General features: G+C 69.2%; 16 protein-coding genes and 5 tRNA genes. 8 read left to right on the top strand and 13 right to left on the bottom strand.

The window, feature by feature from the left end:
* Positions 1–85 precede the first annotated feature (85 nt).
* The 3 genes from OG453_RS26840 to leuC all read right to left on the bottom strand — a co-directional run bounded on the left by OG453_RS26840 (position 86) and on the right by leuC (position 2,584).
* A complete protein-coding gene (locus OG453_RS26840) occupies positions 86–322 on the bottom strand; it encodes a hypothetical protein (protein WP_266871078.1) in 237 nt (78 codons plus the stop codon).
* A 238-nt stretch (positions 323–560) separates the two neighbouring features.
* Positions 561–1,154 carry a 3-isopropylmalate dehydratase small subunit gene (leuD, locus tag OG453_RS26835; protein WP_266871077.1) on the bottom strand — a complete coding sequence of 198 codons (594 nt, stop codon included), beginning with the start codon at positions 1,152–1,154 and terminating at the stop codon, positions 561–563.
* Positions 1,155–1,159: 5 nt separating this feature from the next.
* On the bottom strand, positions 1,160–2,584 hold the full coding sequence (leuC, locus tag OG453_RS26830) for a 3-isopropylmalate dehydratase large subunit (protein WP_266871076.1): 1,425 nt from the start codon (positions 2,582–2,584) through the stop codon (positions 1,160–1,162).
* Positions 2,585–2,765: 181 nt separating this feature from the next.
* Here leuC and ndgR point away from each other — a divergent pair, with 181 nt between their 5' ends.
* Positions 2,766–3,482 carry an IclR family transcriptional regulator NdgR gene (gene ndgR, locus OG453_RS26825; protein WP_010984119.1) on the top strand — a complete coding sequence of 239 codons (717 nt, stop codon included), beginning with the start codon at positions 2,766–2,768 and terminating at the stop codon, positions 3,480–3,482.
* 103 nt (positions 3,483–3,585) lie between these two features.
* On the opposite strand, the gene OG453_RS26820 is transcribed toward ndgR, so the two are convergent.
* On the bottom strand, positions 3,586–4,071 hold the full coding sequence (locus OG453_RS26820; protein ID WP_266871074.1) for a DUF4188 domain-containing protein: 486 nt from the start codon (positions 4,069–4,071) through the stop codon (positions 3,586–3,588).
* A 102-nt stretch (positions 4,072–4,173) separates the two neighbouring features.
* On the opposite strand from OG453_RS26820, the gene OG453_RS26815 reads away from it, so the two are divergent.
* A complete protein-coding gene (locus tag OG453_RS26815; protein ID WP_266871073.1) occupies positions 4,174–4,830 on the top strand; it encodes a MerR family transcriptional regulator in 657 nt (218 codons plus the stop codon).
* A 51-nt stretch (positions 4,831–4,881) separates the two neighbouring features.
* Here OG453_RS26815 and OG453_RS26810 read toward each other — a convergent pair.
* From OG453_RS26810 to OG453_RS26770, 9 genes are all read right to left on the bottom strand, one after another.
* Positions 4,882–4,954: transfer RNA gene (locus OG453_RS26810), tRNA-Glu, on the bottom strand.
* A gap of 31 nt (positions 4,955–4,985) precedes the next feature.
* Positions 4,986–5,057 (bottom strand) — tRNA-Gln (locus tag OG453_RS26805).
* Positions 5,058–5,083: 26 nt separating this feature from the next.
* A tRNA-Glu gene (locus OG453_RS26800) sits at positions 5,084–5,156 on the bottom strand.
* Positions 5,157–5,218: 62 nt separating this feature from the next.
* A tRNA-Glu gene (locus OG453_RS26795) sits at positions 5,219–5,291 on the bottom strand.
* 21 nt (positions 5,292–5,312) lie between these two features.
* Positions 5,313–5,384: transfer RNA gene (locus tag OG453_RS26790), tRNA-Gln, on the bottom strand.
* Between the two features lie 88 nt (positions 5,385–5,472).
* Positions 5,473–6,201: an HAD family hydrolase gene (locus OG453_RS26785; RefSeq protein ID WP_266871072.1), complete on the bottom strand. Its 729-nt coding sequence runs from the start codon at positions 6,199–6,201 to the stop codon at positions 5,473–5,475.
* A 193-nt stretch (positions 6,202–6,394) separates the two neighbouring features.
* On the bottom strand, positions 6,395–7,876 hold the full coding sequence (gene gltX, locus OG453_RS26780; RefSeq protein ID WP_266871071.1) for a glutamate--tRNA ligase: 1,482 nt from the start codon (positions 7,874–7,876) through the stop codon (positions 6,395–6,397).
* Positions 7,869–8,657, bottom strand: coding sequence for a fumarylacetoacetate hydrolase family protein (locus OG453_RS26775; protein WP_266871070.1), 789 nt, complete (start codon positions 8,655–8,657; stop codon positions 7,869–7,871). The genes gltX and OG453_RS26775 overlap by 8 nt, the downstream gene beginning before the upstream one ends.
* A 74-nt stretch (positions 8,658–8,731) precedes the next feature.
* Positions 8,732–8,932: a hypothetical protein gene (locus OG453_RS26770; RefSeq protein ID WP_266871069.1), complete on the bottom strand. Its 201-nt coding sequence runs from the start codon at positions 8,930–8,932 to the stop codon at positions 8,732–8,734.
* A gap of 577 nt (positions 8,933–9,509) precedes the next feature.
* Between OG453_RS26770 and OG453_RS26765 the strand changes: the two genes are divergently transcribed.
* The 6 genes from OG453_RS26765 to OG453_RS26740 all read left to right on the top strand — a co-directional run bounded on the left by OG453_RS26765 (position 9,510) and on the right by OG453_RS26740 (position 18,808).
* Complete coding sequence (locus tag OG453_RS26765) at positions 9,510–13,334, top strand: sensor histidine kinase (RefSeq protein ID WP_266871068.1); 3,825 nt, start codon at positions 9,510–9,512, stop codon at positions 13,332–13,334.
* A gap of 9 nt (positions 13,335–13,343) precedes the next feature.
* On the top strand, positions 13,344–13,757 hold the full coding sequence (locus tag OG453_RS26760; protein ID WP_030787430.1) for a roadblock/LC7 domain-containing protein: 414 nt from the start codon (positions 13,344–13,346) through the stop codon (positions 13,755–13,757).
* A 131-nt stretch (positions 13,758–13,888) separates the two neighbouring features.
* Positions 13,889–14,293 carry a DUF742 domain-containing protein gene (locus OG453_RS26755; RefSeq protein WP_135330730.1) on the top strand — a complete coding sequence of 135 codons (405 nt, stop codon included), beginning with the start codon at positions 13,889–13,891 and terminating at the stop codon, positions 14,291–14,293.
* A complete protein-coding gene (locus OG453_RS26750) occupies positions 14,274–14,858 on the top strand; it encodes an ATP/GTP-binding protein (protein WP_266871066.1) in 585 nt (194 codons plus the stop codon). The genes OG453_RS26755 and OG453_RS26750 overlap by 20 nt, the downstream gene beginning before the upstream one ends.
* Positions 14,859–15,198: 340 nt before the next feature.
* On the top strand, positions 15,199–18,384 hold the full coding sequence (locus tag OG453_RS26745) for a nitrate- and nitrite sensing domain-containing protein (protein ID WP_266871065.1): 3,186 nt from the start codon (positions 15,199–15,201) through the stop codon (positions 18,382–18,384).
* 10 nt (positions 18,385–18,394) lie between these two features.
* A complete protein-coding gene (locus OG453_RS26740; RefSeq protein ID WP_135330751.1) occupies positions 18,395–18,808 on the top strand; it encodes a roadblock/LC7 domain-containing protein in 414 nt (137 codons plus the stop codon).
* The last annotated feature ends 28 nt before the right edge of the window (positions 18,809–18,836 follow it).

The following is an 18,836-nucleotide window of genomic DNA, read 5'->3' as shown; positions in this document are numbered from 1 at the left end:
CGGGCTAATCACCCTTGTGCCGCAACGAACTGGACTGTCCATGAGTTCCTCGAAGGTCCCTCGCAGGCCCGTTGAGCCTTGCCGCTCAGGTGTCTTCGGGGAATCGGCCCTCGTCAGCCTTGTCGAGGTCCGCCATCAATCGCTCCAGACGCCTTGCCGCATCGGCGAGATCGTGTTTGGCCGCGGCCGTAATGACCAGCAGCTTCCGGGTCAGCGCCATCCGTACGCCCTCCGGGACTTGCAGTGCACGCACTCTTGAGTGCGCTTCCTTCAGTTGGTCCGCAACAAGCCCGTAGAGCTCGAGTTGGCTGTCACGTCCCATGCACCGATTGTGCCATCTGGGGCGAGTTGTCGCCTCCGCAGGGGGTAACTACCCACATCCGGCGCCCTCCTGAGGGTACCCGGTCGGACTGAGTACAAGGGGATTTCAAGCCTCTTCTGCCTTCCGCGTCAAGGGAGTTGAGACCACCCGTTCAGGTCAGCGGGCACCTGAAGGACGCGCACACAGAAGTACCCCCAACCGTCCACGATTGGGGGTACATCAGGGTGTTGCGGAGGTGTCAGACCTGCACGGTCCGCGGCTTGTACGCGGGGCGCCCGGACTCGTACGCGGCGATGTCCGGCTCGTTCTGCAGCGTGATGCTGATGTCGTCCAGGCCGTTCAGGAGCCGCCAGCGGGCGTTCTCGTCGAGCTCGAAGTCGGCGGTGACGCCCTCCGCGCGGACCTGGCGATCCTGCAGGTCAACGGTGATTTCGGCCTGCGGGTCGCGCTCGGTCAGCGCCCACAGCGCGTCCACGACCTTCTGGTCGAGCACGACGGTGAGCAGGCCGTTCTTCAGCGAGTTGCCGCGGAAGATGTCGGCGAAGCGCGAGGAGATGACGGCCTTGAAGCCGTAGTTCTGCAGCGCCCACACGGCGTGCTCGCGGGAGGAGCCCGTGCCGAAGTCGGGACCGGCGACCAGGACCGTGGCGCCCTGGCGTTCGGGCTTGTTCAGGATGAACTCGCCGTCCTTGCGCCAGGCCTCAAAGAGCCCGTCCTCGAACCCGTCCCGGGTGACCTTCTTCAGCCAGTGGGCAGGGATGATCTGGTCGGTGTCGACGTTGCTGCGGCGCAGCGGTACGGCCCGGCCGGTGTGCGTGGTGAAGGCTTCCATGGTTCTCAGACTCCGGCGGTCGCGGGGGTGTCGGACAGGTCCGCGGGCGAGGCGAGATGGCCGGTGACCGCGGTGGCGGCGGCCACCTGCGGGGAGACCAGGTGGGTGCGGCCGCCCTTGCCCTGCCTGCCTTCGAAGTTGCGGTTGGAGGTCGACGCGGAGCGCTCGCCGGGGGCCAGTTGGTCGGGGTTCATGCCCAGGCACATCGAGCAGCCCGCGTGCCGCCATTCGGCGCCCGCGGCGGTGAAGACCTTGTCCAGACCCTCGTCGATGGCCTGCAGGGCGACCCGGACCGAGCCGGGAACGATCAGCATCCGTACGCCGTCGGCGACTTTGCGACCCTCGACGATGGACGCGGCGGCCCGCAGGTCCTCGATACGGCCGTTGGTGCAGGAACCTACGAAGACCGTGTCGACCTTGATGTCGCGCAGCGGCTGCCCGGCGCTCAACCCCATGTATTCCAGGGCCTTTTCGGCGGCGTACCGCTCCGACTCGTCTTCGTACGAAGCCGGATCGGGGACCTGCGCGGAGAGCGGCGCACCCTGCCCGGGGTTGGTGCCCCAGGTGACGAACGGCGAGAGCGCGGCGGCGTCGATGTAGACCTCGGCGTCGAAGACCGCGTCCTCGTCCGTCTTCAGGGTCTTCCAGTACGCGACCGCGGCGTCCCAGTCCGCGCCCTGCGGGGCGTGCGCGCGGCCCTCGATGTAGTCGAAGGTGGTCTGGTCGGGCGCGATCATGCCCGCGCGGGCACCGGCCTCGATCGACATGTTGCAGATGGTCATGCGGGCCTCCATCGAGAGTTTCTCGATGGCGGAGCCCCGGTATTCCAGGATGTAGCCCTGGCCACCGCCGGTGCCGATCTTCGCGATGATGGCGAGGATCAGGTCCTTGGCGGTGACGCCGTCGGGCAGCTCGCCGTCGACCGTGATGGCCATGGTCTTCGGGCGGGCCAGCGGCAGCGTCTGGGTGGCCAGGACGTGCTCGACCTGGGAGGTGCCGATGCCGAACGCCAGGGCGCCGAAGGCACCGTGCGTGGAGGTGTGGGAGTCACCGCAGACCACGGTGGTGCCCGGCTGGGTCAGGCCCAGCTGCGGTCCCACCACGTGGACGACACCCTGCTCGACGTCGCCGAGCGAGTGCAGCCGTACGCCGAACTCCGCGCAGTTCTTGCGCAGCGTCTCCAACTGGGCCCGCGAGACCGGGTCCGCGATGGGCTTGTCGATGTCGAGGGTCGGGGTGTTGTGATCCTCGGTCGCGATGGTGAGGTCGAGCCGCCGCACCGGACGGCCGGCCTGCCGGAGGCCGTCGAAGGCCTGCGGGCTCGTCACCTCGTGCAGCAGGTGCAGATCGATGAAGAGGAGGTCAGGCTCGCCTTCGGCGCGCCGGACGACGTGGTCGTCCCAGACCTTCTCCGCGAGTGTCCTACCCATCGCTTTCCCTCCGACCGGCTGTCTTGGGCCGGCCCAACTAGAGAATTGTTCGCCCACGCACGTACCCCTCGTGCCGTGCGTCGGCCGCGTATCCGTTGGTCCGCGGACCGCACCTACAGAGTGACGTGTTCCATGGAAAATTGAACTTGCGTTTCACAGAGTGAGACGCGAGTATCGACGCATGGACAACTCTAGCGGCGTCGGCGTTCTCGACAAGGCGGCTCTCGTCTTGAGCGCCCTGGAGTCCGGTCCGGCCACCCTCGCGGGGTTGGTCGCGGCCACCGGACTCGCACGACCCACGGCACATCGCCTCGCCGTGGCACTGGAACACCACCGGATGGTGGCGCGGGACATGCAGGGCCGTTTCATTCTCGGCCCGCGCCTCGCGGAACTCGCGGCGGCGGCCGGCGAGGACCGTCTGCTCGCCACGGCGGGCCCGGTCCTCACGCATCTGCGTGACGTCACGGGCGAGAGCGCGCAGCTCTACCGCCGCCAGGGCGACATGCGCATCTGCGTCGCGGCGGCCGAGCGCCTCTCGGGCCTGCGGGACACGGTCCCCGTCGGTTCGACGCTCACCATGAAGGCGGGCTCGTCGGCCCAGATCCTGATGGCCTGGGAGGAGCCGGAGCGCCTGCACCGCGGCCTCCAGGGCGCCCGTTTCACGGCCACGGCCCTTTCGGGTGTACGCCGCCGGGGCTGGGCCCAGTCGATCGGCGAGCGGGAGCCGGGCGTCGCGTCCGTCTCCGCGCCCGTGCGCGGCCCCTCGAACCGCGTGGTCGCCGCCGTCTCGGTCTCCGGACCGATCGAGCGCCTGACCCGCCACCCGGGCCGGATGCACGCCCAGGCGGTCATCGACGCGGCAGGACGCCTCTCCGAGGCGCTGCGCCGCACCGGCTGACCCGCCGGACGCACTCACCGACGCACACAGCCGGAGGGGCCGCCTCAACGCCGCGGCGGCCCCTCCGGCTGTGCTGTTGTGCCCGTTGCGCCCGTGCGGCCTCTCAGGCCGCCTTGAGACGGTCGGCGGCCCGGTCTCCCCGCCGACCGACCGGCACCACGCCGATGGCCTTGCCCAGGCCGAACTCCGGCATGTTCACGTACACCGCCTCATGGGCGCCAGCCGGCACGACATAGGTCTCGTGCCAGAAGCCGACCTTGCCCTTGCCCTCCCGCATCCTGCGGTTGAAGGCCGCCCAGGCGGGCCGGTGCTCCTTGCCCTGATCCGACGCGTAGGCAAGCAGCTTCTCCGGCGACTCCCAGTACTGCACGACGTACAGCACGCGCGGAGCGCCGAGCAGCAGCTGATAGCCCAGCATGCCGATCCCCCGATCCTTGGACAGCTCCTTGAGCATCCGCGGCATCGCCCGGAAGACCGGCCACCAGCTGCGCACGGCACGGAAGTTGTTGATGCGCATCCCGATGGTGAAGACGGTCACGCCGCCCTGCGCGTCGGCGGTCATGCGCCCTTCGATCGGCTTGCTGCTCATGATGGGTCCCCCTTCAGAGAGCATTGGATAGCTTTGCTATCCATGATTGGATAGTGCCACTCACCAAGCGAAGGCGCAAGGCGTAAGGAGAGGGACGAGCCGATGAGACTGGCGGAGCTGAGCACGCGCAGCGGGGTCTCGACGGCCACGATCAAGTACTACCTGCGCGAGGGACTGCTGCCGCCGGGCCGCCGGGTCACGGCGACGCAGTCCGAGTACGACGAGGGCCATCTGCAGCGGCTGCGGCTGGTCCGGGCGCTCATCCAGGTGGGCCGGGTGCCGATCGCGTCGGCCCGCGAGGTGCTCACCGCCCTGGAGGACGAGTCCCTTGACCGCAACTCCCGCCTGGGTACGGCGGTATGGGCGCTGCCGCACGGCCCGCAGACCACCGCGGACGATGCGGTGACGGACGCGGCAGGGCACACCGTCGACGCGCTGCTCCGGCGGCTCGGCTGGGCGAACGCCCAGGCGTACGGGGCGGATTCGCCGGCGTACCGGATGCTGGTGACTGCGGTCGGCACGCTGTCACGGCTCGGATACCCGTGCGCCGTAGACGACTTGGCGCCCTACGCCCGCTCGGCGGGCCAACTGGCCGTCGCCGACCTGGACTTGGTGGAGCGCTACGAATCACCCGACGAGCAGCTGGAGGCGGCGGTCGCGCTCACCGTCCTGTACGAGCCGGTGCTGCTCGCGCTGCGCAGGATGGCGCAGACCGAGGAGTCCAACCGGCGCTACGGCCAGGCGGGTTCGCAAGCGTGACGCGGGAACGACGAAGGGGCCCTCCCTTGCGGGAAGGCCCCTCCACTCGCGTACCCCCGACCGGATTCGAACCGGCGCTACCGCCTTGAGAGGGCGGCGTGCTAGGCCGCTACACAACGGGGGCTAGCTTGTCCATCTGCACTGCTTGGACTGCGCTGGGCTACCAGGACTCGAACCTAGAACAACGGAACCAGAAACCGTCGTGTTGCCAATTACACCATAGCCCACTGGTCTAGACCAGCTAGACCTTGCGTACCCCCGACCGGATTCGAACCGGCGCTACCGCCTTGAGAGGGCGGCGTGCTAGGCCGCTACACAACGGGGGCCCTAGCGATCCTGCATCGGCGGCAGTGGGTGCGACCCGGACTGCTTCCATGGGAAGGATCTGTACCCCCGACCGGATTCGAACCGGCGCTACTGCCTTGAGAGGGCAGCGTGCTAGGCCGCTACACAACGGGGGCGTTGCAGATAAGCTCTGCGAGCTGGCCTACCAGGACTCGAACCTAGACTAACGGAACCAGAAACCGTCGTGCTGCCAATTACACCATAGGCCATCGAGACGCAACCCCTTGCGGGAGTTTTGCTTCGACTTACGCCTCCCTGCCGGACCTTTCGGCCTTCTCGGGCGGCGCAGGAAGAACATTACCCGAAGGTGGACGGCGCTCCAAAACGGGTATCGGCGCGGAGCAGCGGCGGCAGCTCGGTGAGCCGCGTGATGCGGTGGACGCCCGACGGGCCTTCCTGGGCTGCGCTGTTGCGGTCGAGCCAGATCCCGACGAGACCCGCGTCCCGCGCGCCCCTGGCGTCGATCTCCGGCTGGTCCCCTACGTAGGCGATCTCCTCCGGCTCCAGACCCATCGTCGTACAGACCGCGTGGAAGGCCTCGGCCGCGGGCTTGGAGACGCCGAGTTCGGCGGCGCACAGGACGGACTCGAAGCGGTCGCGCACGCCCAGGACGCGCAGCTTGCGGTCCTGGACGACCAGGGCGGAGTTGGAGAGGACCGCGTGGCGGTAGTCGTCGGCGAGGGCGTCCAGGACGGGCACCGTGTCGGGGAAGAGGGCCCAGGCGGATTCGTAGTGGCCCACGTAGCGGTCGAACCAGGCGTCGGCGTCCGCGTCGTCCAGGGCGGGTGTGTCGAGGAACTCGCGTACCCGGTCGCGGCGCTGGTCCTGGAAGTCCCGCAGGCCCTCGCTGAAGCGCGCCCAGTGGCGGTGGGTGATCTCACGCCAGAGCGTCAGCGCACGCTCGGCCGAACCGAACCGCTGCAGGAGTCCCTCGGCGGCGAGGTGCGCGTGCATGCCGGCGGAGTCGGCCTGCGCGTAATCGAAGATCGTGTCGTCGATGTCCCAGACCACGGCTTTGATCGGCATGGTGTCGACGGTAATCGCAGCCGCCGCTCCCGGCTGGGGGTTCGGGGGCCCGCGACGAAGTCGCTTATGTCACAGCCCCCGAAGAATGCAGTGTCTACGTCCAGACCACGGCTTTGATCGGCATGTTCTGAACGTACGCGAAGGGCCCGGGAGCCGTGGTGGCTTCCGGGCCCTTCGTCGCGTACGTGCGTGCCTACGCGGCGAGCTTCGTCAGGGCCGCGTCGATGCGGGACAGGGACTTCTCCTTGCCCAGGATCTCCAGGGACTCGAAGAGCGGCAGGCCGACCGTGCGGCCGGTGACGGCCACGCGGACCGGGGCCTGGGCCTTGCCGAGCTTCAGGCCGTGCTCCTCGCCGGCGGCCAGGACGGCCTCCTTGAGGGACTCGGGGGAGGTCCAGTCGGCGGCCTCGAGCTTGGCGCGAGCCGTCGTCAGGAGCGCGGCCGGGTCGCCCTTGCCCATGGCCTTCGTCCAGGACGCCTCGTCCTCGACGGGCGCGTCGAGGAAGAGGAAGTCCACGTTCTCCGTGATCTCGGAGAGCACCTTGATACGGGTCTGGGCGTGCGGGGCGATGGCCTCCCAGGCCGCCTGGTCGAACGCCTCGGGGGCCCAGTTGGCGTGCGGGGCCTTCAGCCAGGGCTCGCAGGCCTCGGCGAAGGTCTTCACGTCCAGCATGCGGATGTGGTCGGCGTTGATCGCCTCGGCCTTCTTCAGGTCGAAGCGGGCCGGGTTGGCGTTCACGTCCGCGAGGTCGAACTTGGCGACCATGTCGGGGATCGAGAAGACGTCCTGGTCCGCGGAGAACGACCAGCCCAGGAGGGAGAGATAGTTCAGCAGGCCCTCGGGGAGGAAGCCGCGCTCCCTGTAGAGGTTGAGCGACGCCTGGGGGTCGCGCTTGCTCAGCTTCTTGTTGCCCTCGCCCATGACGTACGGCAGGTGCCCGAACTCGGGGATGCCCTTGGCGATGCCCAGCTCGATCAGCGCCTTGTAGAGGGCGATCTGGCGGGGCGTGGAGGAGAGCAGGTCCTCGCCGCGCAGGACGTGGGTGATCTCCATCAGGGCGTCGTCGACCGGGTTGACGAGCGTGTAGAGCGGGGCTCCGTTGGCGCGCACGATGCCGTAGTCCGTGACGTTCTCCGCCTGGACCGTGATGTCGCCGCGGACCAGGTCCGTGAAGGTCGTCGCCTCGTCCGGCATCCGGAAGCGCACGATGTGCTTGCGGCCCTCGGCCTCGTAGGCCTCGATCTGCGCGGCGGTCAGGTCGCGGCAGTGGCCGTCGTAGCCGGACGGCTTGCCGGCGGCGCGGGCGGCCTCGCGGCGGGTGTCCAGCTCCTCGGTGGTGCAGTAGCAGGGGTAGGCGTAGCCGCCGTCCCGGAGCTTCTGCGCCACGTCCTGGTAGATGTCCATGCGCTGCGACTGGCGGTACGGCGCGTGCGGGCCGCCGACCTCGGGGCCCTCGTCCCAGTCGAAGCCCAGCCAGCGCATCGAGTCCAGGAGCTGCTCGTAGGACTCCTCGGAGTCGCGAGCCGCGTCGGTGTCCTCGATGCGGAAGACCAGGGTGCCCTCGTTGTGCCGGGCGAACGCCCAGTTGAAGAGGGCGGTGCGGACCAGGCCCACGTGGGGGTTGCCGGTCGGGGAGGGACAGAAACGTACGCGTACGTTCGTCGCGTTAGCCACGCTTGATCACCTTGTTGGTGAGAGTGCCGATGCGTTCGATGGTGACGGCGACCTCGTCGCCGACGTTGAGGGGGCCGACCCCTGCCGGGGTGCCCGTGAGGATGACGTCGCCGGGGAGCAGCGTCATGGCCTCGGTGATGTTCACGATCAGGTCCTCGATGGAGTGGACCATCTCGCTGGTACGGCCGAGCTGGCGCTGCTCGCCATTGACCGTGCACTGGATCGTGAGGTCGTTGGCCGCGGTCAGGTCGATGTCCGTCTCCACCCAGGGGCCGAGCGGGCAGGCGCTGTCGAAGCCCTTGGCGCGGGCCCACTGCTTCTCACGGCGCTGCACGTCACGGGCCGTGACGTCGTTGGCGCAGGTGTAGCCGAAGATCACGTCCTTGACGCGTTCGCGCGGGACCTCGCGGCACATGCGGCCGATGACCACGGCCAGCTCGGCCTCGTGGTGCAGCTCCTCGGAGAAGGGCGGGTACGCGATGGCGTCGCCGGAGCCGATCATCGAGGTCGCGGGCTTGAAGAAGGCGAACGGGACGTCGGGGACGTCGCTGCCGAGCTCCTTCGCGTGCTCCGCGTAGTTGCGGCCGAACGCCACGATCTTGTGACCGATGACGGGGGGCAGCAGCCGGACTTTGCCGAGCGGGACCTTGACACCGCTCAGCTCGAACTCGGCGACGTACGGGCTGCCCTTGATGATGTCGACGACTAGCTCGTCGGGCTTGTCACCCTCGACCGCGCCGAAGGCGACGTTGCCGTCGATGGAGAACCTGGCGATGCGCACGTGAGCCTTGGCCCCTTGATGAATGTGGGTGGAGTCTGACGCTCCAGGCTAACGGGAGGGGTCGGCTTCGCGCGTCAGCCCGCGACCGGCGTCGGCTGCTCCGGCGCGTCCATGAGGATCGTGCGCCTGGGGTTCGCCGTCTGCGTCGGGAGTTCCAGCGCGTGCTCCGGCTGCTCGGGGGCCGCCTGGAACTCGTCGGCGTCCGTGAGGTGGGCCAGAGTGGTGCGGCGCGGGTTGGCTATGTTGCGGAACATCGCCGACTTCACAGTCTTCATCTGTTGTTCAGGCCTTGTCAGTTGGGGCGTCGCGGGGTGGACGCGGGTTGTCGGATTCGCCATCCCTGTAAAGCGTCAGGCTAAACATCCAATTCCCGGCCAAAGTCCTTTTGAGGCCATGATCTTGATGTGAGTTTGCTCACGAGCTAGCGGGCAAAAGGGTCAATTCCGGCTCGTGAAGGCCCTGTTGGAATCGGACATTCAGCCATTGAAGGCACCATTCCGCTCCCGATCATGAAGACTGGGACACCCCCCACCCGTAGGCGTTCTGCCGTTAATGGGCCTTTTTGCCCCGGATAACGTTCTACATCTCGTGACGCCCCACTCACGCCCTGTCACGGAAAGCCCGGCGCGACACACGGGCCTTGTTGGAGATCCTGCACTGTGCTGGAATTCCCGGGACCGCCGCGGGATCGAACCGGCGCGCAGGGGCGCAACGCAGCGCCGAGTGGCGGCGGGAAAGGGGAGCAGCGCCGGCTCACTCACGACCACCATGGGGCGCGCTCAGTGCCCCACGACGCCGACACCGTCCGTCCGTTCATGCGGAAGGACGCCTGGTCCAGAGGTTGCGACGCTAGTGCAGGGACGTTTCAAGAGGGATGGCAGCAGCGCTGCGGCAGAGCCGGAGCGCGGCGGAACCGACCGCGGCTCCTCGGCCCAGCACGCCCAGAACCCCGGACCGGTGCCGTCCGGCGACAGCGGCCCGGGCGCCGCACGCGCGGCGGGTGGCGGCAGTTTGCCCCCGGCCGCGGCGAAGGCGAGCGGTTCGTCGGGCGGCAAGTCGCCCAGCGGGCCCGGCTCGCGAATAGCCCTGCGCAACTGGCGCATCTCCACCCGCCTGGTCTCGCTGCTCGCGCTCCCCGTGATCACCGCGACCTCTCTCGGCGCGCTTCGTATCAACGAGTCGATGGACGAGATCCAGCAGCTCGACAACATGAAGCTGCTGACCGACATGACCAAGCAGGCCACCGAGCTGGCCTCCGCGCTCCAGGAGGAGCGCGACCGCTCGGCAGGCCCCCTCGCGCACGGTGCGAAGCCCTCGGACTACGTGGTCAAGGGCGCCCGGCAGAAGACCGACCGCGCGTACAACCGCTTCCTCCAGGGGACGCAGGACCTCGACGACACCGAGGGCGACAAGGGTCTGCTCGGCGTCCGGGCGAACACCGTCGAGATCACCCAGCAGCTCCAGAAGATCAACGACGTACGCAAGAACGCGTACAAGGACCCGACCTCGACGTCGCAGACGGTCGACGCCTACAGCCAGCTCATCGAGCAGCTGCTCGCGCTCTCCTCGGACATGGCGCAGGCGACCAGCAACCCGGACATGATCCAGCGCACCCGTGCGCTGACGGCGTTCTCCTCCGCCAAGGAGTACGCATCGGTGCAGCGCGCGATCATCGCGGCCGCGCTGCCGGCGGGCGACTCCGCGTTCGGCAAGATCTCCGAGACCGACCGGCGCTACGGCTTCTCCGCGCTCGACAAGGAGAACTCCGAGCTGGATGCCTTCAAGGGCATCTACGCGGGCACCGCCGACGAGCTCACCAAGCCCATCGACGGCGGCAATGCCTCCATCAAGGGCGCCGACTCCTACGCCAAGCGCGTGCTTGAGCAGGAGGGCGGCATCAAGCTTCAGGACAAGCGGTCGTACAAGGACTGGGTCGACAACGACACCACCAAGATCGACGCGATGTCCAAGATCGAGCTCACGCTGCTCAACGAAATGGAGCAGAAGGCCCGCGAGCTGCGCAACGAGTCCGAGCAGACGGCCATCCTCAACGGTGCGCTGATCCTGCTCGTGCTCGGTGTCTCGCTCGTCGGCGCCTTCGTCGTGGCCCGGTCCATGATCCGCTCGCTGCGGCGACTGCAGGACACCGCGACCAAGGTCGCCCAGGACCGTCTGCCCGAGCTGGTCAAGCAGCTCTCGGAGTCGGACCCGCAGGACGTCGACACCTCCGTCGAGTCCGTCGGTGTGCACTCCCGGGACGAGATCGGCCAGGTGGCCGCGGCCTTCGACGACGTGCACCGCGAGGCCGTCCGCCTCGCCGCCGAGCAGGCCCTCCTGCGAGGCAACGTCAACGCGATGTTCACCAACCTCTCGCGTCGTTCCCAGGGTCTTATCCAGCGTCAGCTGTCGCTTATCTCCGAGCTGGAGTCGCGCGAGGCTGATCCTGATCAGCTGTCGTCCCTCTTCAAGCTCGACCACCTCGCGACCCGCATGCGCCGTAACGGTGAGAACCTCCTCGTTCTCGCCGGTGAAGAGCCCGGTCGCCGGTGGACCCGGCCCGTCCCGCTCGTCGACGTGCTCCGTGCCGCCGCCTCCGAGGTGGAGCAGTACGAGCGCATCGAGCTCGCCTCGGTGCCGACCACCGAGGTCGCGGGCCGCGTCGTCAACGACCTCGTGCACCTGCTCGCCGAGCTGCTCGAGAACGCCACCTCCTTCTCGTCCCCGCAGACGAAGGTCAAGGTCACCGGTCACGCGCTGCCCGACGGCCGTGTGCTGATCGAGATCCACGACACCGGTATCGGTCTGTCGCCCGAGGACCTCGCGGCGATCAACGAGCGGCTCGCGTCGCCGCCCACCGTGGACGTCTCGGTCTCGCGCCGCATGGGTCTGTTCGTGGTCGGTCGTCTGTCGCAGCGTCACGGCATCCGCATCCAGCTCCGTCCGTCCGACTCCGGTGGTACGACCGCGCTGGTCATGCTGCCCGTCGATGTCGCCCAGGGCGGCAAGAAGGTTCCGGGCAAGCCCGGTGCCCCCGGCCAGGGCGGTGGCCCGGCCGCAGCGCAGGCCGCCGGCGGTGTCGCCGCCGCGCGTCGCGGTGTCGGCGCAGGCAACGGCGGACCCGGCTCGGCAGGACCCGCGGGTTCCGCCGGACGGCTCGGTGCCGGTGCGCCGCGTGGCCAGGTCACGGGAACGGGGCCGCGTGCCGCGCTGCCGTCGCGGGACTCGGGTCCGGGCCAGGCGCCCGGGCAGGGTCAGGGCCAGGGGCCGCGGGCCGGTTCGCCTTCGGCTCCCGTGGGGCCGACGGGCTCCCAGCAGGGCGGCAATGGCAGCCTCTTCGAGGGTCGGCCGGACGCCGGCCGTGGCGCGGGCTCCGCGCCGCTGCCTCCCGTGCCCCAGCAGCGCACGAATCCGGTGAACCCCGCGGGGAACGTTCCGAACCCCGCCAACGCCTCGAACGACGCCGGTGACCAGGGCCGCAGGCCGCAGCTGCCGCCGCGCGGCGGTCCGCGTGCCGAGCTTCCGGGTGGCAATCCGCAGCCGCGCGTGCCCAGTTGGAGCGACGAGAACGCGCAGCCGCAGGTCTCGCGCGAGCCGTTCGACGCCCCGCGCGGTCACGAGGAGCCGGAGACCACCGGCCAGTTCCCGCAGCCGACCGCCGGTGGCGCGACGCAGGGTCCTGGTGCGACCGCGGAGTTCGCGCGTCCCGACTTCAATGGGCCGCCGCCCGGCGCCGGTTCGCCGTCCGGCGCGGGTCAGCAGGGCCAGCAGAACCAGCAGGGCACCGGTCAGTTCGTGCGTCCCGATGTCTTCGGTGGCCAGGACTCCTCCGGCACGGGTCAGTTCGAGCGGCCCGGCACGAGTGCGCCGCGCCGGGGTCCGGGCCAGGGAGGTCCGGGCCAGGGCCAGGGCGGTCCCGGTCAGGGCGGCGGTCAGCTCGGCGTTCCGCCGCAGCCTTCGCAGTCCCAGCAGCCTTCACAGCCGCCGCAGCAGCCTCAGCTGCCCGCCCGGTCGCAGCAGCCTCAGCAGCCCGTGCAGCCCGACGAGCTGCCGCCCGCCGGTCCCGGCGACGGCCGTACCCCGCTGTTCGACACGCTGGAGACCAACTGGTTCCAGCAGCAGCAGGAGCAGGAGGCCCAGCGGTCCGGTGGCGCCCCGCAGTCCGGTGGCAACTCCGGTGGCAACCGTCCCGCCGAGCCCGCCGCCCCCGCCCCGGAGCAGCCGCGGCGCCCGCAGCGGCCCCAGCCCTCGTCGCCCTCGTCGCCGCCCCCCTCGCGGCCACAGGCCCAGCAGCCGCAGTCCCCCGCCGGTCCCCCACGACCGGCCGCCGCACCCGCCGCCAACCAGGCCGGCGGTGGCGGCAACGGCGCCAACGTCACGAACGGCAGCAGCGCCGCCTGGCGCACCTCGCCGAACGACGAGCTGGGCCGCCAGGCCGAGCGCGTCCGGCAGCCGTCCGCCGGTGGCGTCACCACATCCGGCCTGCCGCGCCGCGTCCCGCGAGCCAACCTCGTCGCGGGCACGGCACAGCAGCAGCAGGACAGCACAGGTCCGCAGGTCTCGCGTGCGCCCGACGACGTACGCGGCCGGCTGACCAATCTCCGTCGGGGCATCCAGCAGGGTCGCCAGGCCGGTACCGGCCAGACCGGCAGCTTCCCCACTCACCAGCAGGAGCGTTAGTTGAGTCCGATGAGCCAGGCGGCACAGAACCTGAACTGGTTGATCACCAACTTCGTGGACAACACCCCCGGGGTGTCCCACACCGTCGTGGTGTCCGCGGACGGGCTCCTTCTGGCGATGTCCGAAGGCTTCCCGCGTGACCGCGCCGACCAGCTCGCCGCGGTCGCGTCGGGGCTCACGTCACTCACCGCCGGCGCCTCCCGGATCTTCGAGGGCGGCACCGTCACCCAGACCGTGGTCGAGATGGAGCGGGGGTTCCTTTTCATCATGTCCGTGTCCGACGGTTCGTCGCTGGCCGTGCTCGCACACCCCGAGTGCGACATCGGCCTCGTCGGCTACGAGATGGCGCTCCTTGTCGACCGTGCGGGCGCTGTCCTCACCCCCGACCTCCGCGCCGAACTGCAGGGCAGCCTGCTCCACTAGATATCCGCTAGATATCCCATCGGCCGCCCCACCGTCCGAACGTACTGACCAACCGTCCGGCCGCCACTGGTGCCCCCCACCGGCTCTATTCGACGGCACGCAGACCACCTGCTGTCCCGCCCGGAGGATCCATGACCCCGCCCAACGCCTCTCACGACCCGTACGGCTCGCAAGCCTCGTACGGCATGGAAGGCGACCAGCCGCTGGTGCGTCCATACGCGATGACCGGCGGCCGGACCAGGCCCCGCTACCAGCTCGCGATAGAGGCGCTGGTGAGCACGACGGCCGACCCGGCCCAGCTGATGGGGCTGCTCCCCGAGCACCAGCGGATCTGCCACCTGTGCCGCGAGGTCAAGTCGGTGGCCGAGGTCTCGGCTCTGCTCTCCATGCCGCTCGGCGTGGCCCGCATCCTCGTGGCCGACCTGGCCGAGGCCGGGCTCGTCGCCATTCACCAGCCCGGCGGCGACGAGAACGCCGGCGGCCAGCCAGACGTGACACTGCTCGAAAGGGTGCTCAGTGGACTTCGCAAGCTCTAGCAGCGGAGCAACAGCCCGCTCCACCACATCCGCAAAGATCGTGGTGGCGGGCGGCTTCGGTGTCGGCAAGACCACGTTCGTCGGCGCCGTCTCCGAGATCAACCCGCTGCGCACCGAGGCCGTCATGACGTCCGCGTCCGCGGGCATCGACGACCTCACCCACACCGGAGACAAGACCACCACCACGGTGGCCATGGACTTCGGCCGCATCACCCTGGACCAGGACCTGATCCTGTACCTCTTCGGTACGCCCGGTCAGGACCGCTTCTGGTTCATGTGGGACGACCTCGTACGGGGTGCCATCGGCGCCGTCGTGCTTGTCGACACCCGCCGTCTCGCCGACTGCTTTCCGGCCGTCGACTACTTCGAGAACAGTGGCCTGCCGTTCGTCATCGCCCTCAACGGCTTCGACGGACATCAGCCCTACACCCCCGATGAAGTGCGAGAAGCCCTGCAGATCGGCCCCGCGACGCCCATCATCACGACCGATGCGCGACACCGTGCGGACGCAAAGAGCGGCCTGATCACACTGGTCGAGCACGCACTTATGGCACGACTCAAGTAGACGAGGGAGTACGGCAGTTGCCGTAGATTCAACAGAGCGGTCTGTGTCTTTTGACACCACTGACCGCTCTGTTCATAACGTTTCGACAGAGAATTCGCCGGGCGCCGCCACGCGTCGCGGTCATCTGGTGTCGCTGCGCTCACAAGAGCCCCGCCTTTTGGCGGGGCTCGCTCTTTTTGACCGTTTTATCTGAGGCTTACACCACTCGGAACTTCCGCTTCCCACTGTTTGGAAGAGGACCCCCTGACGTGCTGGAATGCGCTGAACTGCCCAGTAGCACGGGCCTTGGAGACGACAGCGGAGCCGATTCGGGCCCCGCCGCCGAGAGGTTGTTGGTCGAGTGAGGCGAAGCAAGACGAGCCCCGCACCGCCGCAGACGCGGGACACGCGGGGCAACTTCACCCCGCCGCCGCGCGCAGCGGCGTCCCCCACAGATGTGCAGGGCCATGAACCGCCGGCCCCCTCCGGCGGCAGAATGTCCCCGCGCAACTGGCGCGTGCCGACCCGCCTGAACGCGATCCTCCTCATACCCGTGCTCGTCGGTCTGGTCATGGGCGGCTTCCAGGTCAAGGCCTCGATCGACACCTGGAGCGAGGCCCAGGACGCCGAGAACACCGCCATCCTGGTGCGGGCCTCGCTGGACTACGGCAACCGCATCATCGAAGAGCGCGACATCTCCGCGGCACCGCTGCTGCGCGGCAAGAAGAACGACCCCGCCGTCGTCAGCGCCCGCAAGGCCACCGACGCCGCCAAGGCCGAGTTCGACGCCGCCGCCGAGAACATGCCCGACAAGGAAGGCCTCAAGCGCCGCCTCGACGGCTTCCACAAGGTGGAGCCGGGTCTGCAGGCACTGCGCCAGGCCGCGTACACCTCCAAGCTCTCCGGTTCGAAGACCGAAGAGGGTTACGTCGCGATCCAGCACCCGCTGATGGAGTTCGCCAACGAGCTGGGCCTCGGCACCGGAAACATCACCAGCTACGGCCGCACCGTCTACGCCATCTCGCTGACCAAGGCCGCGCTCTCCCTCGAGCGCTCCATCGGTACGCACCTGCTGGTCAAGCCCGGCCCGACCGCTTCGTCCTTCGCCACGCAGCGCACCTCGCTCGCCTCGTACGCCTACCTCGAGGGCATCGCCATCGAGGAGTACAAGGGCGGCGGCACCCCCGAGGACCTCGCCAAGCTGGAAGCCGCCAAGAAGCAGCTGCAGGCCGACGGCGAGAGGCAGGCCAAGCAGGCCGCCGCCGCCGCGAAGGCCAAGGGCGAGACCTTCGTCCCGCCGCCGGCCCCCGAGAAGATGGTCGCGGGCATCGCGGGTCTGCAGACCACGCAGCCCAGCGCCCGCCTCGCGCTCGCCGGGAAGGGCATCACCGCCGAGGCCTGGTGGGCCACCACCACCGCCAAGTTCGACGCGTACCGCGACATCGAGTCCGACCTCGCCGACAAGGCCGTGAGCGAGGCGTCGGACATCGCCGACAACGCGCAGCGCAACGCGTACATCACCGGCGCCATCGTCGTCGTCGCGCTGCTCGCCGCGTTCATCCTGGCCGGGCTCATGGCCCGCCAGATGAGCAACGCGATGCGCCGGCTGCGGACCGCCGCCTTCGGCATCGCCGAGCAGCGTCTTCCGATGCTGGTCGACCAGCTCTCCCGTACGGATCCGGGCCGTGTCGACACCCGCGTACAGCCCATCCCGATCAACTCCACGGACGAGATCGGCGAGGTGGCCCGCGCCTTCGACCAGGTGCACCGCGAGGCCGTGCGGCTCGCCGCCGAGCAGGCGCTGCTCCGTGGCAACATCAACGCGATCTTCACCAACCTCTCGCGCCGCAACCAGTCGCTGATCGAGGGCCAGCTGACCCTCATCACCGACCTGGAGAACAACGAGGCCGACCCGGACCAGCTGGAGAGCCTCTTCCGCCTGGACCACCTGGCGACCCGTATGCGACGCAACGGCGAGAACCTCCTGGTCCTCTCCGGCGAGGAGCCGGGCCGCCGCTGGGACCAGCCGGTCCCGCTGGTCGACGTCCTGCGCGCCGCCTCCTCCGAGGTGGAGCAGTACGAGCGCATCGAGCTGTCCGGCGTCCCGGAGGCCGAGATCCACGGCCTGGCCGTGACCGACCTCGTGCACCTGCTCGCCGAGCTTCTGGAGAACGCCACCACGTTCTCCTCGCCGCAGACCAAGGTCCGCGTCACCGCGACCCGTCTGCCCGACGGCCGCGTCATGGTCGAGATCCACGACAAGGGCATCGGCCTCACCGCCGAGGACTTCGCGGACATCAACCACAAGCTGGCCAACCCGCCGACGGTGGACGCCGCGATCTCCCAGCGCATGGGCCTGTTCGTGGTCGGCCGCCTCTCGGACCGGCACGGCATCCGCGTCCAGCTGCGCCCCTCGGGCGAGCAGGCCGGCACGACCTCGCTGGTCATGCTCCCGGACGGGATCACGCACGGTGGCGGTGGCGAACACCAGCTGCCCGAGTCCGAGTTCACAGTCTCCTCGATCATGCCGGAGCAGCAGGCTCCGGAGCAGCCGGCCTTCGCGTACCAGCCGATGCGTACGGCAGCCGAGCTCGGCTTCGACGACAGCCGCTACACCGCCGACAACGGCGAGGGCGCGGAGCTCGACCCGGTGGGCCGCTCGCTGATGCGTGAGGAGCGGCGTGCCGCTCTGGAGGCGCAGGCGCAGTCCGACGGCGGCCGTCCGCTCTTCCGCGACGAGGTCGAGCCGCAGCAGGGCTTCGACCAGCAGGGCGGATTCGATCCCGGATACGACCAGCAGGCACCGGCGTACGACGAGTACAACCAGGGCGCGCAGGGCCAGCAGTCGTACGACGAGCCGTACTATCCGGCGCAGGACGGCTACCAGGACGCCCCCTATACGGAGGCGGGTCACAACGATCACGCCGCACGTACGGGTGTCGTCTCCGAGCCCTTCGCCGCGTACCCGGACCGCTCTCACCAGGACGACTGGCCTTCGAGCGACGGATACGAGAACAACTCGGGCGGATTCCAGGACCAGTACGCTCCGGAAGCGGAATCTGGTCCGGCGGCTCCCCTGAACGGCGGGGAGCGCGTAGGCTTCGAGCGTCCCGGACCGGCCCCCTCCGCCGTCCACGACACCACCGCCGCGGGTCTTCCGCGCCGCGGCTCGACCGGTGCCACCGGCAACGGCAGCGCTCCGGCCCCGGCCCCGGCCGGAGACGTGTTCGGCAACAACGACAGCAACTGGCGTTCGTCCAACGACGACCGCTGGCAGCGCGCCGAGCAGCTGAAGGAGCCCAAGGCGGGTGGGGTCACCCCGTCCGGACTCCCGAAGCGGGTGCCCAAGGCCAATCTGGTCGAGGGCACGGCGGAACAGACCCCACAGGGCGGCCCCCAGGTCTCCCGCGACCCCGAGGACGTACGGGGCAGGCTGAGCAACCTGCGCCGTGGCGTCCAGCGGGGACGCAGCGCAGGCAGTGACACGAATGGCCAGGACACCGGTAATCACCGCGGTCCTGACAGCACCTACAACCAGGAGCGTTAGTGTGAGCCCGATGAGCCAGGCGGCGCAGAACCTGAACTGGTTGATCACCAACTTCGTGGACAACACCCCTGGGGTGTCCCACACCGTGGTGGTCTCCGCCGACGGACTCCTTCTGGCGATGTCCGAAGGCTTCCCCCGCGACCGGGCCGACCAGCTCGCGGCCGTCGCATCCGGTCTGACCTCCCTCACCGCCGGGGCCTCCCGGATCTTCGAGGGCGGTTCCGTGACCCAGACCGTTGTGGAGATGGAGCGAGGATTTCTCTTCCTTATGTCCATCTCCGACGGCTCCTCGCTGGCCGTTCTTGCCCACCCGGATGCGGACATCGGTCTCATTGGGTACGAGATGGCGCTTCTTGTCGACCGCGCCGGTACCGTGCTCACGCCCGACCTGCGTGCGGAGCTGCAGGGGAGCCTTCTCAACTAATAGACGGACGGTGCGTTCACGCGTCCCG

It is taken from the genome of Streptomyces sp. NBC_01381 (genome assembly GCF_026340305.1).
Classification (GTDB): Bacteria; Actinomycetota; Actinomycetes; order Streptomycetales; family Streptomycetaceae; genus Streptomyces.
This window is presented reverse-complemented; position numbering and strand designations above follow the sequence as displayed.

Coding starts and splice junctions, on each gene's coding strand:
- OG453_RS26840 (WP_266871078.1), bottom strand. CDS start 322: ATGGGACGTGACAGCCAACTCGAGCTCTACGGGCTTGTTGCGGACCAA.
- leuD (WP_266871077.1), bottom strand. CDS start 1,154: ATGGAAGCCTTCACCACGCACACCGGCCGGGCCGTACCGCTGCGCCGC.
- leuC (WP_266871076.1), bottom strand. CDS start 2,584: ATGGGTAGGACACTCGCGGAGAAGGTCTGGGACGACCACGTCGTCCGG.
- ndgR (WP_010984119.1), top strand. CDS start 2,766: ATGGACAACTCTAGCGGCGTCGGCGTTCTCGACAAGGCGGCTCTCGTC.
- OG453_RS26820 (WP_266871074.1), bottom strand. CDS start 4,071: ATGAGCAGCAAGCCGATCGAAGGGCGCATGACCGCCGACGCGCAGGGC.
- OG453_RS26815 (WP_266871073.1), top strand. CDS start 4,174: ATGAGACTGGCGGAGCTGAGCACGCGCAGCGGGGTCTCGACGGCCACG.
- OG453_RS26785 (WP_266871072.1), bottom strand. CDS start 6,201: ATGCCGATCAAAGCCGTGGTCTGGGACATCGACGACACGATCTTCGAT.
- OG453_RS26770 (WP_266871069.1), bottom strand. CDS start 8,932: ATGAAGACTGTGAAGTCGGCGATGTTCCGCAACATAGCCAACCCGCGC.
- OG453_RS26760 (WP_030787430.1), top strand. CDS start 13,344: ATGAGCCAGGCGGCACAGAACCTGAACTGGTTGATCACCAACTTCGTG.
- OG453_RS26755 (WP_135330730.1), top strand. CDS start 13,889: ATGACCCCGCCCAACGCCTCTCACGACCCGTACGGCTCGCAAGCCTCG.
- OG453_RS26740 (WP_135330751.1), top strand. CDS start 18,395: ATGAGCCAGGCGGCGCAGAACCTGAACTGGTTGATCACCAACTTCGTG.